Raw genomic sequence first — 15,096 nt, 5'->3', positions numbered from 1 at the left:
TCCCCCTAACATGATGGACATCAACGAGATTCGCGAATACCTGCCTCATCGCTATCCTTTCCTGCTGGTGGATCGGGTGGTAGAGCTGGACATCGAGGGCAAGCGCATTCGCGCCTACAAGAATGTCAGTATCAATGAGCCGTTCTTCAACGGTCATTTCCCCGAGCACCCGATCATGCCGGGCGTGCTGATCATCGAGGCGATGGCCCAGGCGGCCGGTATCCTCGGTTTCAAGATGCTCGACGTGAAGCCTGCCGACGGCACCCTCTACTACTTCGTCGGTTCGGACAAGCTGCGCTTCCGCCAGCCGGTCCTGCCGGGCGACCAACTGCAACTGCACGCCAAGTTCATCAGCGTGAAGCGCAGCATCTGGAAATTCGACTGCCACGCTACCGTCGACGACAAGCCGGTATGCTCGGCTGAAATCATCTGTGCGGAACGCAAACTATGAGTTTGATCGATCCTCGCGCCATCATCGATCCGAGCGCCAGGCTGGCGGCTGACGTCCAGGTGGGCCCGTGGTCCATCGTCGGGGCGGAAGTGGAGATCGGTGAAGGGACGGTGATCGGTCCGCACGTGGTGCTCAAGGGCCCCACGAAGATCGGCAAGCACAACCGCATCTACCAGTTTTCCAGCGTCGGCGAGGACACTCCCGACCTGAAATACAAGGGCGAGCCGACGCGCCTGGTGATCGGTGACCACAACGTGATCCGCGAAGGCGTGACCATCCATCGCGGAACCGTTCAGGATCGCGCGGAAACCACCATTGGCGACCACAACTTGATCATGGCCTATGCGCACATCGGCCATGACAGCGTGATCGGCAACCATTGCATCCTGGTGAACAACACGGCGCTGGCCGGGCATGTCCACGTGGACGACTGGGCGATCCTGTCCGGCTACACCCTGGTGCACCAGTACTGCCGGATCGGCGCGCACAGCTTTTCCGGCATGGGCAGCGCCATCGGCAAGGACGTCCCGGCCTACGTGACGGTCTTCGGCAACCCGGCCGAAGCCCGCAGCATGAACTTCGAAGGCATGCGCCGGCGCGGCTTCAGCAGCGAGGCCATCCATGCCCTGCGGCGTGCCTACAAGGTGGTCTATCGCCAGGGACATACCGTCGAGGAAGCCCTGGCCGAGCTGGCCGAAAGCGCCGCCCAGTTCCCCGAGGTCGCGGTGTTCCGCGACTCCATCCAGAGCGCAACCCGCGGCATCACCCGCTGAGCCATGGCTGACAGATTGCGCGTAGCCCTGGTCGCCGGCGAGGCCTCCGGGGACATCCTCGGGTCCGGATTGATGCAGGCGCTGCGGGTGCGGCACCCGGATATCGAGTTCATCGGCGTCGGAGGCCCACGCATGGAGGCCGAAGGGCTGTCCAGCTATTTCCCCATGGAGCGCCTGTCGGTGATGGGCCTGGTCGAAGTGCTGGGCCGGCTGCCGGAGTTGTTGCGACGGCGCAAGCGCCTGATCCGCACGCTCATCGAGGCCCGCCCGGATGTGATGATCGGCATCGACGCTCCCGACTTCACCCTCGGCGTCGAACACAAGCTGCGCCAGGCTGGCCTGCGCACCGTGCATTACGTCAGCCCTTCGGTGTGGGCCTGGCGGCAGAAGCGGGTGCTGAAGATTCGCGAAGCCTGCGACCTGATGCTGGCATTGTTCCCCTTCGAAGCACGTTTCTACGAAGAGCATGGGGTGCCCGTGCGTTTCGTCGGCCACCCCCTGGCCAACACCATTCCCCTGCAGGCGGATCGCGCTGCGGCCCGCGCGCGGCTCGGATTGCCGGCGGACGGACAGGTGCTGGCGCTGATGCCGGGCAGTCGTGGCGGAGAGGTCGGCAAACTTGGCGCCTTGTTCCTCGATACCGCCCAGCGGCTGCTCGTCGAACGGCCGGGCCTGCGTTTCGTGCTGCCCTGCGCCAGCGCTGCACGACGCGAACAGATCGAGCAAATGCTCCAGGGCCGCGAGCCTCTGCCGCTGACGCTGCTCGACGGTGCGTCCCATGAAGCGCTGGCCGCCTGCGATGCGGTGCTGATCGCCTCCGGCACCGCGACCCTCGAGGCGCTGCTCTACAAGCGGCCGATGGTGGTGGCTTATCGGGTCGCCGGGTTGACGTATCGGATTCTCAAGCGCCTGGTGAAAAGCCCGTACATCTCCCTGCCGAACCTGTTGGCCGGACGCCTGTTGGTGCCGGAACTGATCCAGGACGCCGCGACCCCGCAAGCGCTGGCCGCAACCCTCTCGCCGCTGCTGGACGACGGCTCGCAGCAGGTGGAATTCTTCGATGCCATCCATCGGGCCTTGCGCCAGGATGCCTCGGCACAGGCGGCGGAAGCCGTCCTGCAACTGGTGGAGCGCCGCTGATGCAACTGGGTCTGGATTTCAATCTGGTGGAGGATCTGGTCGCGGGCGTCGACGAGGTCGGTCGCGGTCCGTTGTGCGGCCCGGTGGTCACCGCCGCGGTGATTCTCGACCCGAGCCGCCCGATCCTCGGCCTGAACGACTCGAAGAAGCTCAGCGAAGCCCGCCGCGAGGCGCTGTTCGAAGAGATCCGCGAGAAGGCCCTGGCCTGGTGCATCGCCCGCGCCGAGGTCGAGGAGATCGATCGGCTGAACATTCTGCATGCCACCATGCTCGCCATGCAGCGCGCGGTCGAAGGCCTCAGCGTGACTCCGCGGCTGGCCCTGATCGACGGCAATCGTTGTCCGAAGCTGGCGGTGCCCAGCGCGCCGGTGGTCAAGGGCGACAGCCAGGTGCCGGCGATCGCTGCGGCGTCGATCCTGGCCAAGGTCAGTCGCGACCGGGAAATGGTCGAACTGGACCGGGTCTATCCGGGCTATGGCATGGCCGGGCACAAGGGATATCCGACCGCGGTCCATCTCGAGGCGCTTTCCCGCCTCGGCCCGACGCCGATCCATCGACGCTCGTTTGCGCCGGTTCGCGAATTGCTGGACGTCTCTGTTCAATAATTGAACGGATGTCGCGTGGCTGACCGTATCCGTCGCCTGGTGACAAGCGGCGGGCGACGTCAATAGCGGAAAGTCCTGCCCCTTCCTATCAAGTGCCATTCACAGCGAAATTTCCTTCGGCTCGCACGTCATTCCGTGTGTGTCCGAAACACGCGGCCTTCTACCCGGGAGGTCGGCTGACAACAATCCGCCACAAGCGGAACAGGGGAGTTATCCATGCAAGAATTCGCCACTCAGGTCGTCGACCTGCTCAACGGCCTTATCTGGGGCAAGATCCTCATCTGGCTGCTGGTCGGTTGCGGCCTGTACTTCACCGTGCGCCTGGGGCTGATCCAGTTCCGCCACTTCGGTCATACCTTCAGCGTGCTCAAGGGCAGCCGCCAGTCGGACGACTCGGGAATCTCCTCGTTCCAGGCGCTCTGCACCTCTCTGGCGGCGCGGGTCGGTACCGGCAACGTCGCCGGCGTGGCGGTGGCGATCACGCTCGGCGGTCCCGGCGCGGTATTCTGGATGTGGGCGATCGCCCTGGTGGGGATGGCGACGGGCTTCGTCGAGGCGACCCTGGCCCAGTTGTTCAAGATTCGCGACGACAAGGGGCAGTTCCGTGGCGGCCCGGCCTACTACATGGAGAAGGGCCTGGGCGCGCGCTGGATGGGCATCCTGTTCTCGATCTTCCTGATCATCGCCTTCGGTTTCGTCTTCAACTCGGTGCAGGCCAATACCATCACCGGTGCCATGCAGGGCGCCTTCGGCGTGCCGACCTGGATCAGCGGCATCGCCGTGGTGATCCTCACCGCGTTGATCATCTTCGGCGGCCTGCGTTCCATCGCGCGCTTCTCCGAACTGGCGGTACCCTTCATGGCGGTGGCCTACCTGCTGCTGGCGGTGGGCATCATCCTGTTCAACCTCAGCGAACTGCCGGGTGTCCTGGCGATGGTGGTGAAGAGTGCCTTCGGCTGGCACGAAGCCGCCGCCGGCGGCATCGGCGCGGCGATCCTCAACGGCTTCAAGCGCGGCCTGTTCTCCAACGAAGCAGGCATGGGCTCGGCGCCCAACGCCGCCGCCTCGGCCACGCCCTATCCGCCGCACCCGGCGTCCCAGGGCTACGTGCAGATGGCCGGCGTGTTCATCGATACCCTGCTGATCTGCACCGCTTCCGCCGCCATCATCCTGCTGGCCGGACCGCAGGAAGGCGAGGGCATCATGCTGGTGCAGAATGCCCTGACCAGCCAGGTCGGCGACTGGGGCCGCTATTTCCTGGCGGTGATCATCCTGTTCTTCGCCTTCACCTCGATCGTCGCCAACTACTTCTATGCCGAGAACTGCCTGGTATTCCTCGAGCACAACCACCTGGCGGGCCTGTTGATCTTCCGCCTGATCGTGCTGGCGATGGTGATGTTCGGCGCGCTGGCTTCGCTGCCGTTCGTCTGGAACCTCGCCGACGTGTCGATGGGCCTGATGGCGATCACCAACCTGATCGCCATCCTGCTGCTGTCCAACCTCGCGATCAAGCTGGCCAAGGACTACAACGCCCAGCGCAAGGCCGGCAAGCTGCCGACCTTCGACGCCAGCCAGTTCCCGGAAGTCCAGCAGAAGCTCGAGCCGGGCATCTGGGACGACCGCCGCGCCTGAGCGCGGGGCGGGCGAGGCTTCTCGGCGCAGCCGAGGCGCATCGTCCGCTCTTGAACCTGTAGCTTTGCCACCGGGCCCGGTACAATCCGGGCCTTGTCGTTTTTGCGTTATTTCTGCTCCGGGGCCTTCATGACCGTATCCTTCGTTCACCTGCGTCTGCATACCGAATTCTCCCTGGTCGACGGCCTGGTCCGGGTCAAGCCCCTGGCCAAGGCGGTGGCAGGGCTGGGCATGCCGGCGGTGGCGGTCACCGACCAGAGCAACATGTGCTCGCTGGTGAAGTTCTACAAGACCGCCATGGGCGCCGGCATCAAGCCGATCTGCGGGGCCGACATCTGGCTCGCCAGCCGCGAGGAAGATGGCCCGCTCAGTCGCCTGAGCCTGCTGGCGATGAACGCGAAAGGCTATCGCAACCTCACCGAGCTGATTTCCCGCGGCTGGAGCGAAGGTCAGCGCAACGGCGAGATCATCATCGAACGCGACTGGGTCAAGGAGGCGGCGGAAGGCCTGATCGCGCTGTCCGCGGCCAAGGAGGGCGAGATCGGCCACGCGCTGCTCGACGGCGAGGAGGCCAAGGCCGAGGCGCTGTTGCGCGAGTGGATGGAGGTGTTCCCCGAGCGCTTCTACGTCGAAGTGCAACGTACCAGCCGGGTCAACGACGAGGAGCACCTCCACGCGGCGGTGGCCCTGGCGTCACGCTGCAATGCGCCGCTGGTGGCGACCAACGACGTGCGCTTCATCAAGCAGGAAGACTTCGAGGCCCACGAGACCCGCGTCTGCATCGGCGAGGGGCGGACCCTCGACGATCCGCGGCGGCCGCGTACCTATTCGGACCAGCAATACCTGAAGTCGCCGGCGGAAATGGCCGAGCTGTTCAGCGACCTGCCGGAAGCGTTGGAAAACACCGTCGAGATCGCCAAGCGCTGCAACATCGAGGTGCAGTTGGGCAAGTACTTCCTGCCGGACTTCCCCACGCCCAATGGCATGGGCATCGACGACTACCTGCGGCACGCTTCCTTCGAAGGTCTCGAGGAGCGCCTGGAGGTGCTGTTGCCGAAGGACACCCCGGACTACGAGGCCAAGCGCCAGGTCTATGTCGACCGCCTGAACTTCGAACTCGACATCATCATCCAGATGGGTTTCCCCGGTTACTTCCTCATCGTGATGGACTTCATCAAGTGGGCGAAGAACAACGGTGTGCCGGTAGGCCCAGGCCGGGGCTCGGGCGCCGGCTCGCTGGTGGCCTACGTGCTGAAGATCACCGACCTCGATCCGCTGGCCTACGACCTGCTGTTCGAACGTTTCCTCAACCCGGAACGGATCTCCATGCCCGACTTCGACGTCGACTTCTGCATGGAGGGCCGCGACCGGGTGATCGACTACGTGGCCGATGCCTACGGGCGCAACGCGGTGAGCCAGATCATCACCTTCGGCACCATGGCGGCGAAGGCGGTGGTACGCGACGTGGCGCGGGTCCAGGGCAAGTCCTACGGCCTCGCCGACCGGCTGTCGAAGATGATCCCGTTCGAAGTCGGCATGACCCTGGAAAAGGCCTACGAGCAGGAAGAAATGCTCCGCGACTTCCTCAAGAGCGACGAGGAGGCCGCCGAGATCTGGGAGATGGCCCTCAAGCTGGAAGGCATCACCCGCGGTACCGGCAAGCACGCCGGTGGCGTGGTGATTGCGCCGACCAAGCTGACCGACTTCTCGCCGATCGCCTGCGACGAGGAAGGCGGCGGCCTGGTGACCCAGTTCGACAAGGACGACGTGGAGGCGGCCGGCCTGGTGAAGTTCGACTTCCTCGGCCTGCGGACCCTGACCATCATCAAGTGGGCGATGGAGATCATCAACCGCGAGCAGGCCAAGAAGGGCCTGGAGCCGGTGAACATCGACTTCATCCCGCTGGACGACAAGCCGACCTATTCGCTGCTGCAGAAGGCCGAGACCACGGCGGTGTTCCAGCTCGAATCGCGCGGCATGAAGGAACTGATCAAGAAGCTCAAGCCGGACTGCCTGGAAGACCTCATCGCACTGGTGGCGCTGTTCCGCCCGGGTCCTCTGCAGTCGGGCATGGTGGACGACTTCATCAACCGCAAGCACGGTCGCGCCGAGCTGTCCTATCCGCACCCCGATTACCAGTACGCCGGCCTGGAGCCGGTGCTCAAGCCCACCTACGGCATCATCCTGTACCAGGAACAGGTGATGCAGATCGCCCAGGTCATGGCCGGCTACACCCTCGGTGGCGCGGACATGCTGCGCCGGGCGATGGGCAAGAAGAAGCCCGAGGAAATGGCCAAGCAGCGCGGCGGCTTCATCGAAGGCTGCAAGAACAACGGCATCGATGCCGAGCTGGCGGGCAACATCTTCGACCTGGTGGAAAAGTTCGCCGGCTATGGCTTCAACAAGTCGCACTCGGCCGCCTACGGCCTGGTTTCCTACCAGACCGCCTGGCTGAAGACCCACTTCCCGGCGCCGTTCATGGCCGCGGTACTCACCGCGGATATGCAGAACACCGACAAGGTGGTGACGCTGATCGAAGAATGCCGGCACATGAAGCTGCGCATCGTGGCGCCGGACGTGAACAACTCCGAGTTCCGCTTCACCGTCGACGACGATGGCCGGATCGTCTATGGCCTGGGCGCGATCAAGGGCGTCGGCGAGGGGCCGGTGGAGGCGATCACCGAATGCCGCGCCGAAGGCGGGCCGTTCAACACCCTGTTCGACTTCTGCGACCGCGTCGACCTGAAACGCATCAACAAGCGCACCCTGGAAGCGCTGATCCGCGCCGGTGCGCTGGATCGCCTGGGGCCGCACTACCACGACGAGCTAAAGGCCTACCAGGCTACCGTCGACCTCAACCGCGCCGTGCTGCTGGCGGCGATGGAGGAAGCGATCCAGGCCGCCGAGCAGACCGCGCGCAGCCACGACAGCGGGCACATGGACCTGTTCGGCGGAGTCTTCGCCGAGCCGGAGGCGGATGTCTACGCCAATCACCGCAAGGTCAAGGAGCTGACCCTCAAGGAACGTCTGAAGGGCGAGAAGGACACCCTCGGCCTGTACCTGACCGGCCATCCGATCGACGAGTACGAAGGCGAGGTGCGGCGCTTCGCCCGCCAGCGCATCGTCGAGCTGAAGCCGGCGCGCGATACCCAGACGGTGGCCGGGCTGATCGTCAACCTGCGGGTGATGAAGAACAAGAAGGGCGACAAGATGGGCTTCGTCACCCTCGACGACCGCTCCGGACGGATCGAGGCCTCGCTGTTCTCCGAAGCCTTCGCCGCGGCCCAGTCGCTGCTGCAGACCGACGCGCTGGTGGTGGTCGAGGGTGAGGTCAGCCAGGACGACTTCTCCGGCGGACTGCGCCTGCGCGCCAAGCGCGTGATGAGCCTGGAGGAGGCGCGTACCGGCCTGGCGGAGAGCCTGCGGATGAAGCTGCACGCCGACCTGTTGAAGGGCGACCGCCTGCGCTGGCTGGGCGAGCTGTTCAACCGCCATCGCGGTTCCTGCCCGATCACCCTGGACTACACCAGCGCCGACGCCAAGGCCCTGCTGCAGTTCGGCGAGAGCTGGCGGGTGGATCCGGCGGACGATCTGATCCAGGCATTGCGTGACCAGTTCGGGCGCGACAACGTCTTCCTCAATTATCGTTAATCGCGATGGGCGATAACGCCGTTGTTCCGCGCTCTGCGGCGGGAAAACGCGGATCGCCCTTGCTCCCGGCTCGACCCCTGGCGCCCGATCCCGTAAGGTAGGGCGCCAAACGGAAACGGCCCACTAGAATCTGCGCACGACGGAAGCCTATGAACCCGAACTTTCTTGATTTCGAACAGCCGATCGCCGACCTGCAAGCCAAGATCGAAGAGCTGCGCCTGGTGGGCAACGACAATGCGCTGAACATCAGCGACGAAATCTCGCGTCTGCAGGACAAGAGCAAGGCGCTCACCGAAAACATCTTCGGCAATCTGTCCAGTTGGCAGATCGCCCAGCTCGCGCGCCATCCCAAGCGTCCCTATACCCTCGACTACATCGGCTACCTGTTCAGCGATTTCGAGGAACTGCACGGCGACCGGCATTTCGCCGACGACCCGGCGATCGTCGGCGGCGTTGCCCGCCTCGACGGTTCCCCGGTGATGGTCATCGGCCACCAGAAAGGCCGCGAAGTCCGTGAGAAGGTCCGGCGCAACTTCGGCATGCCGCGTCCGGAAGGCTATCGCAAGGCCTGCCGCCTGATGGAAATGGCCGAACGCTTCAAGATGCCGATCCTGACCTTCATCGATACGCCCGGCGCCTACCCGGGCATCGATGCCGAGGAACGCGGCCAGAGCGAGGCGATCGCCTGGAACCTGCGGGTGATGGCACGGCTGAAGACGCCGATCATCGCCACCGTGATCGGCGAGGGCGGTTCCGGCGGCGCGCTGGCCATCGGCGTCTGCGACCAGTTGAACATGCTGCAGTACTCCACCTACTCGGTGATCTCGCCGGAAGGCTGCGCCTCCATCCTCTGGAAGACCGCCGAGAAGGCGCCGGAAGCCGCCGAGGCCATGGGCATCACCGCCGAGCGCCTGAAAGGCCTGGGCATCGTCGACAAGGTCATCGACGAACCGCTGGGCGGCGCCCATCGCGATCCGGCGAGCATGGCCGAATCGATCCGTGGCGAACTGCTGGCGCAACTGAAGATGCTCCAGGGCCTGGAAATGGGTGAGTTGCTGGAGCGTCGTTACGACCGCCTGATGAGCTACGGCGCGCCGTAAGCCATCCGGCGCACTGGTACGATCGACAAGCCCGGCATTCGCCGGGCTTGTCGCATGAGGAGCGCAAGCATGCCGGCAGTGCCGCTCGAATCCCGTCTGTTACAGGCCCTGGCGCCCTGGCGCGAAGCGGGGGGCTGGTGCGTGGCGTTTTCCGGCGGGCTGGATTCCACGGTGTTGCTGCATCTGCTCGCCCAGTTGGCCCGGAGCGAAGCCTTGCCGGCGCTGTCGGCGCTGCATGTCCACCATGGCTTGCAGGCTGCGGCGGACGGTTGGCCGGCGCACTGCCAGGCGGTCTGCCGGTCGCTGGGTATCCCGCTGCGGGTCGAGCGGGTGCAGGTCGCCGTTGGCGGCAGCATCGAGCAGGCGGCGCGCGACGCCCGCTATCGCGCATTCCAGGCGAGCCTGGGCGAGGGACAGGTGCTGCTCACCGCGCAGCACCTCGACGACCAGGCCGAGACCCTGCTGTTCCGCCTGTTGCGTGGAGCGGGCCTGCGCGGCCTGGCGGCGATGCCGGCGAGCCGGCCGCTGGGCGGCCGCCGCCTGTGCCGCCCCTTGCTCGGGGTTTCCCGCGCCGAACTGGAAGCCTATGCGCAGGCGCATCGGCTGGACTGGGTGGAGGATCCTTCCAACCAGGATCCGCGCTTCTCGCGCAACTATCTGCGCCGGGAGATCATGCCGCGTCTCGCCTCCCACTGGCCGCAGGCCGTCGCCGGCATGGCGCGCTGCGCGGCGCATCTGCGCGAGGCCGAAGACCTGCTGGCTGAACTGGCCGCCATCGACCTCCGGGCCTGCCGCCAACCCTCGGAACTGGATTGGCCGGACTGGCTGGATCTGCCCCGGATCGCCCTGGAGCCTCTGCGCCGCCTCAGCGCTGCGCGCCAGCGCAACCTGCTGCGGGCCTGGCTGGGGCAGCTGACGCGGTTGCCGGACAGTGACCACTGGGCCGGCTGGGAGTCGTTGCGCGATGCCGGCGACGATGCCGACCCGATCTGGCGCCTGGAGAGCGGCGAGCTGCGTCGCGGCGCGGGGCGGATCTGGTGGTTGCCGGCGGACTGGCGGGCGGCGGCGGGACCGTTCGTCTGGGAGCGTCCCGCTCATCCATTGCTTCTTCCCGGCAATGGTCGGCTGGCGTTGCTCGGCGAGGTTCCGGCGGGGCCGTTGCGCGTCGACTACCGGCGGGGTGGGGAGGTGCTGGCCCTGGCCGGGCGCGGTCGCCGCGACCTCAAGCGATTGCTCAACGAAGCGGGCGTACCGAGCTTCCTGCGCGGTCGTTTGCCGCTGCTCTTCCGAGCCGACGAACTGCTCGCGGTGGCCAACATTCCTGGCCTGGACAGTCCCCGCGAGGGGGGCTGGCGACTGTCCTGGAGCCCGCCGACGAACGACCCGGGTTTGAGCTAGTAAGCCGTTTCCAGTAGACTACGCTCCCGTCTTGTACTGCTCCCGCCGATTCCCTCCGGAATCAGCAGGAGTTTGCTTTGCCCACGGATTTGTCCGTGGCGGGAGCTGGCCTCCCTTCTCCGAATCCCCGGCGGTTGATCCCGCCTAAACGCTGACTTCTAGGGTTTTTCATGACGCGCTACATCTTCGTCACGGGTGGTGTTGTTTCTTCATTGGGGAAAGGCATCGCTTCGGCTTCTCTGGCTGCGATCTTGGAAGCGCGTGGCCTGAAGATCACGATGCTCAAGCTGGACCCTTATATCAACGTGGACCCGGGCACCATGAGCCCGTTCCAGCACGGTGAGGTCTTCGTGACCCAGGACGGCGCCGAGACCGACCTGGACCTGGGCCATTACGAGCGCTTCGTTCGTACCACCATGACCCAGAACAACAACTTCACCACCGGCCGCGTCTACATGGACGTGTTGCGCAAGGAACGCCGCGGCGACTACCTGGGCGCCACCGTGCAGGTGATCCCGCACATCACCGACGAGATCAAGCGGCGCATCATCAAGGGCGCCGGCGATGCCGACGTCGCCCTGGTGGAGATCGGTGGCACCGTCGGCGACATCGAGTCGCAGCCGTTCCTCGAGGCGATCCGCCAACTGCGCGTCGAGATCGGCGCCAAGCGCGCGATGCTGATGCACCTGACCCTGGTCCCGTACATCGCCACCGCCGGCGAGACCAAGACCAAGCCGACCCAGCACTCGGTCAAGGAGCTGCGCTCCATCGGCCTGCAACCGGACGTGCTGGTCTGCCGTTCCGACCACCCGATCGACGTCTCCTCGCGGCGCAAGATCGCGCTCTTCACCAACGTCGAGGAGCGCGCGGTGATCGCCCTGGAAGACGTCGACACCATCTACCGCATCCCGTCGGTGCTGCATGCCCAGGGCCTAGACGACATCGTCGTCGAGCGCTTCGGCCTGGAGTGCGGGCAGGCCGACCTGTCCGAATGGGACCGGGTGGTCGATGCCAAGCTCAACCCCGAGCGTGAAGTCACCATCGCCATGGTCGGCAAGTACATGGAACTGCTGGACGCGTACAAGTCGCTGATCGAGGCGATGACCCACGCCGGCATCCAGAGCCGCACCAAGGTCAACCTGCGCTACATCGACTCCGAAGACATCGAGCAGCAGGGCACCAGCCTGCTGGAAGGCGTCGACGCCATCCTGGTCCCGGGCGGCTTCGGCCTGCGCGGCGTGGAAGGCAAGATCAGCACCGTGCAGTACGCCCGCGAGAACAAGATCCCCTACCTGGGCATCTGCCTGGGCATGCAGGTCGCGGTCATCGAATACGCCCGCAACGTGCTCGGCTGGAGCGACGCCAACTCCACCGAGTTCGACAAGTCCAGCGGCCATCCGGTGGTCGGCCTGATCACCGAATGGCAGGACGCGACCGGCGCCACCGAGATCCGCACCGAAGCTTCCGACCTGGGCGGCACCATGCGCCTGGGCGCCCAGGAATGCCAATTGCAGACCGGCACCCTGGTGCACGACTGCTATGCCAAGGACGTGATCGTCGAGCGCCATCGCCATCGCTACGAAGTGAACAACAACCTGCTGCCGCAACTGGAGCAGGCCGGCCTGAAGATTTCCGGCCGCTCCGGCGACGGCGCCCTGGTGGAAGTGGTCGAGGCCCCGGAGCATCCGTGGTTCGTCGCCTGCCAGTTCCACCCGGAGTTCACCTCCACACCGCGTGATGGCCACCCGCTGTTCAGCGGTTTCGTCAACGCCGCGCTGAAATATTCCGGGAAGGCCTGAGCATGGCACAGAAGATCGTTCGCGTCGGCGATATCCAGATCGGCAACGACCTGCCGTTCGTGCTGTTCGGCGGCATGAACGTGCTGGAGTCGCGCGACCTGGCCATGCAGGTCTGCGAAGAATACGTACGGGTTACCGAGAAACTCGGTATCCCCTATGTGTTCAAGGCCAGCTTCGACAAGGCCAACCGTTCCTCGATCCACTCGTTCCGTGGTCCGGGCCTGGAAGAGGGAATGAAGATCTTCGAAGAGATCAAGAAGACCTTCAAGGTACCGGTCATCACCGATGTCCACGAGCCGTTCCAGGCCCAGCCGGTGGCCGAGGTCTGCGACATCATCCAACTGCCGGCCTTCCTCTCGCGGCAGACCGACCTGGTGGTGGCGATGGCCAGGACCAACGCGGTGATCAATATCAAGAAGGCCCAGTTCCTCGCGCCCCAGGAGATGAAGCACATCCTGACCAAGTGCGAGGAAGCCGGTAACGACCGCCTGATCCTCTGCGAGCGTGGCTCCTCCTTCGGTTACAACAACCTGGTGGTCGACATGCTCGGCTTCGGCATCATGAAGCAGTTCGAGTACCCGGTATTCTTCGACGTCACCCACGCCCTGCAGATGCCCGGCGGTCGCGCGGATTCCGCCGGCGGCCGGCGCGCCCAGGTCACCGACCTGGCCAAGGCCGGGCTCAGCCAGAAGCTCGCCGGGCTGTTCCTCGAGGCCCATCCGGACCCCGAACACGCCAAGTGCGACGGTCCATGCGCGCTGCGCCTGAACAAACTCGAAGCCTTCCTGTCCCAGCTCAAGCAACTGGACGAGCTGATCAAGAGCTTTCCTGCAATCGAGACTGCCTAGTCTCCTCAGACCGCCCCGTTCATTCACTTCGGAGTGTTAACAAGAATGGCAAAGATCGTCGACATCAAGGGCCGTGAGGTCCTGGACTCCCGCGGCAACCCTACCGTTGAAGCGGACGTGATCCTGGACAACGGCATCGTCGGCAGCGCCTGCGCGCCTTCCGGTGCTTCCACCGGTTCCCGCGAGGCCCTCGAGCTGCGCGATGGCGACAAGAGCCGTTACCTGGGCAAGGGCGTGCTGAAAGCCGTGGCCAACATCAACGGCCCGATCCGCGACCTGCTGCTGGGCAAGGACGCGGCCGACCAGAAAGCCCTCGACCAGGCGATGATCGAGCTGGACGGCACCGAGAACAAGGCCAAGCTGGGTGCCAACGCGATCCTCGCGGTGTCCCTGGCTGCCGCCAAGGCCGCCGCACAGGCCAAGGGCGTACCGCTGTACGCGCACATCGCCGACCTCAACGGCACCCCCGGCCAGTACTCCATGCCGGTGCCGATGATGAACATCATCAACGGCGGCGAGCATGCGGACAACAACGTCGATATCCAGGAGTTCATGGTCCAGCCGGTCGGCGCGAAGAACTTCGCCGAGGCGCTGCGCATGGGCGCCGAGATCTTCCATCACCTCAAAGCCGTGCTGAAGGCCCGTGGCCTGAACACCGCCGTCGGTGACGAAGGCGGCTTCGCGCCGAACCTGTCGTCCAACGAAGACGCCCTGGCCGCCATCGCCGAGGCCGTCGAGAAGGCCGGCTACAAGCTGGGCGATGACGTGACCCTGGCCCTGGACTGCGCCTCCAGCGAGTTCTTCAAGGACGGCAAGTACGACCTGGAAGGCGAAGGCAAGGTATTCGACGCCGCCGGTTTCGCCGACTACCTGGCCGGCCTGACCCAGCGCTACCCGATCATCTCCATCGAGGACGGCATGGACGAGTCCGACTGGGCCGGCTGGAAAGGCCTGACCGACAAGATCGGCGCCAAGGTCCAACTGGTCGGCGACGACCTGTTCGTGACCAATACCAAGATCCTCAAGGAAGGCATCGAGAAGGGCATCGGCAATTCGATCCTGATCAAGTTCAACCAGATCGGCTCGCTCACCGAGACCCTGGAAGCCATCCAGATGGCCAAGGCCGCCGGTTATACCGCGGTGATCTCGCACCGCTCCGGCGAAACCGAGGACTCGACCATCGCCGACCTGGCCGTGGGTACCGCCGCCGGTCAGATCAAGACCGGTTCGCTGTGCCGCTCCGACCGCGTGTCCAAGTACAACCAGTTGCTGCGCATCGAAGAGCAACTGGGCGCCAAGGCGCCGTACCGTGGTCGCGCGGAATTCCGTGGCTGAGCCTAGTCTGGTACGGTGAAGGGGTGGCAAGAGCCACCCCTTTTCTTCTCAAGGAGTTCGAGGCTTGAGGTTACGTAGCCCCTACTGGCTGTTCGTGGTGCTGGTCCTGGCGCTGGCGGGCCTGCAATATCGCCTGTGGGTCGGCGATGGCAGCCTGGCGCAGGTGCGCGACCTGCAGAAGCAGATTGCCGACCAGCATGGCGAGAACGAGCGCCTGCTGGAGCGCAACCGGATTCTCGAAGCCGAAGTCGCCGAGCTGAAGAAAGGCACCGAGACCGTCGAAGAGCGTGCGCGGCACGAGCTCGGCATGGTCAAGGACGGCGAAACCCTCTACCAGCTCGCCAAGTGAGCTGACGACCCTTCT

Annotated in this window: 12 protein-coding genes; all 12 read left to right on the top strand. The window is 65.1% G+C overall.

The window, feature by feature from the left end; translation table 11 throughout:
- The first annotated feature begins 10 nt into the window (after positions 1-10).
- The 12 genes from fabZ (at position 11) to ftsB (ending at position 15,081) form a co-directional block, all read left to right on the top strand.
- Positions 11-451 carry a 3-hydroxyacyl-ACP dehydratase FabZ gene (fabZ, locus tag HMPREF2886_RS26060; RefSeq protein ID WP_003092375.1) on the top strand — a complete coding sequence of 147 codons (441 nt, stop codon included), beginning with the start codon at positions 11-13 and terminating at the stop codon, positions 449-451.
- Positions 448-1,224: an acyl-ACP--UDP-N-acetylglucosamine O-acyltransferase gene (gene lpxA / locus HMPREF2886_RS26055; protein ID WP_003092373.1), complete on the top strand. Its 777-nt coding sequence runs from the start codon at positions 448-450 to the stop codon at positions 1,222-1,224. The genes fabZ and lpxA overlap by 4 nt, the downstream gene beginning before the upstream one ends.
- A gap of 3 nt (positions 1,225-1,227) precedes the next feature.
- A complete protein-coding gene (lpxB, locus tag HMPREF2886_RS26050; protein WP_033972632.1) occupies positions 1,228-2,364 on the top strand; it encodes a lipid-A-disaccharide synthase in 1,137 nt (378 codons plus the stop codon).
- Entirely contained in the window at positions 2,364-2,969 is a 606-nt protein-coding gene (gene rnhB / locus HMPREF2886_RS26045; RefSeq protein ID WP_033867875.1) for a ribonuclease HII, read from the top strand. The genes lpxB and rnhB overlap by 1 nt, the downstream gene beginning before the upstream one ends.
- Before the next feature lie 216 nt (positions 2,970-3,185).
- Positions 3,186-4,601, top strand: a complete 1,416-nt coding sequence (locus HMPREF2886_RS26040; RefSeq protein WP_003092370.1) for an alanine/glycine:cation symporter family protein — start codon at positions 3,186-3,188, stop codon at positions 4,599-4,601.
- Between the two features lie 129 nt (positions 4,602-4,730).
- Positions 4,731-8,252, top strand: a complete 3,522-nt coding sequence (gene dnaE, locus HMPREF2886_RS26035) for a DNA polymerase III subunit alpha (RefSeq protein ID WP_033972621.1) — start codon at positions 4,731-4,733, stop codon at positions 8,250-8,252.
- Positions 8,253-8,401: 149 nt separating this feature from the next.
- On the top strand, positions 8,402-9,352 hold the full coding sequence (accA, locus tag HMPREF2886_RS26030) for an acetyl-CoA carboxylase carboxyl transferase subunit alpha (protein ID WP_003109333.1): 951 nt from the start codon (positions 8,402-8,404) through the stop codon (positions 9,350-9,352).
- Between the two features lie 69 nt (positions 9,353-9,421).
- Positions 9,422-10,750 (top strand): tRNA lysidine(34) synthetase TilS, encoded by a 1,329-nt coding sequence (gene tilS, locus HMPREF2886_RS26025; protein ID WP_070748662.1) that lies wholly within the window; start codon positions 9,422-9,424, stop codon positions 10,748-10,750.
- Positions 10,751-10,920: 170 nt separating this feature from the next.
- Positions 10,921-12,549 carry a CTP synthase gene (locus tag HMPREF2886_RS26020; protein WP_003092366.1) on the top strand — a complete coding sequence of 543 codons (1,629 nt, stop codon included), beginning with the start codon at positions 10,921-10,923 and terminating at the stop codon, positions 12,547-12,549.
- Positions 12,550-12,551: 2 nt separating this feature from the next.
- Entirely contained in the window at positions 12,552-13,397 is an 846-nt protein-coding gene (kdsA, locus tag HMPREF2886_RS26015; RefSeq protein ID WP_003092365.1) for a 3-deoxy-8-phosphooctulonate synthase, read from the top strand.
- A gap of 45 nt (positions 13,398-13,442) precedes the next feature.
- The gene (gene eno, locus HMPREF2886_RS26010; RefSeq protein WP_033975667.1) at positions 13,443-14,732 is read left to right on the top strand and encodes a phosphopyruvate hydratase; all 1,290 of its coding nucleotides are present in this window, start codon (positions 13,443-13,445) and stop codon (positions 14,730-14,732) included.
- 64 nt (positions 14,733-14,796) lie between these two features.
- Positions 14,797-15,081 carry a cell division protein FtsB gene (gene ftsB, locus HMPREF2886_RS26005; RefSeq protein WP_033974053.1) on the top strand — a complete coding sequence of 95 codons (285 nt, stop codon included), beginning with the start codon at positions 14,797-14,799 and terminating at the stop codon, positions 15,079-15,081.
- Positions 15,082-15,096 lie beyond the last annotated feature (15 nt).

Origin of the sequence: Pseudomonas sp. HMSC066A08 (assembly GCF_001813025.1) — a bacterium.
GTDB lineage: Bacteria > Pseudomonadota > Gammaproteobacteria > Pseudomonadales > Pseudomonadaceae > Pseudomonas > Pseudomonas aeruginosa.
The sequence above is the reverse complement of the archived record's forward strand: the minus strand, read 5'-3'. Positions and strand labels throughout refer to the sequence as shown.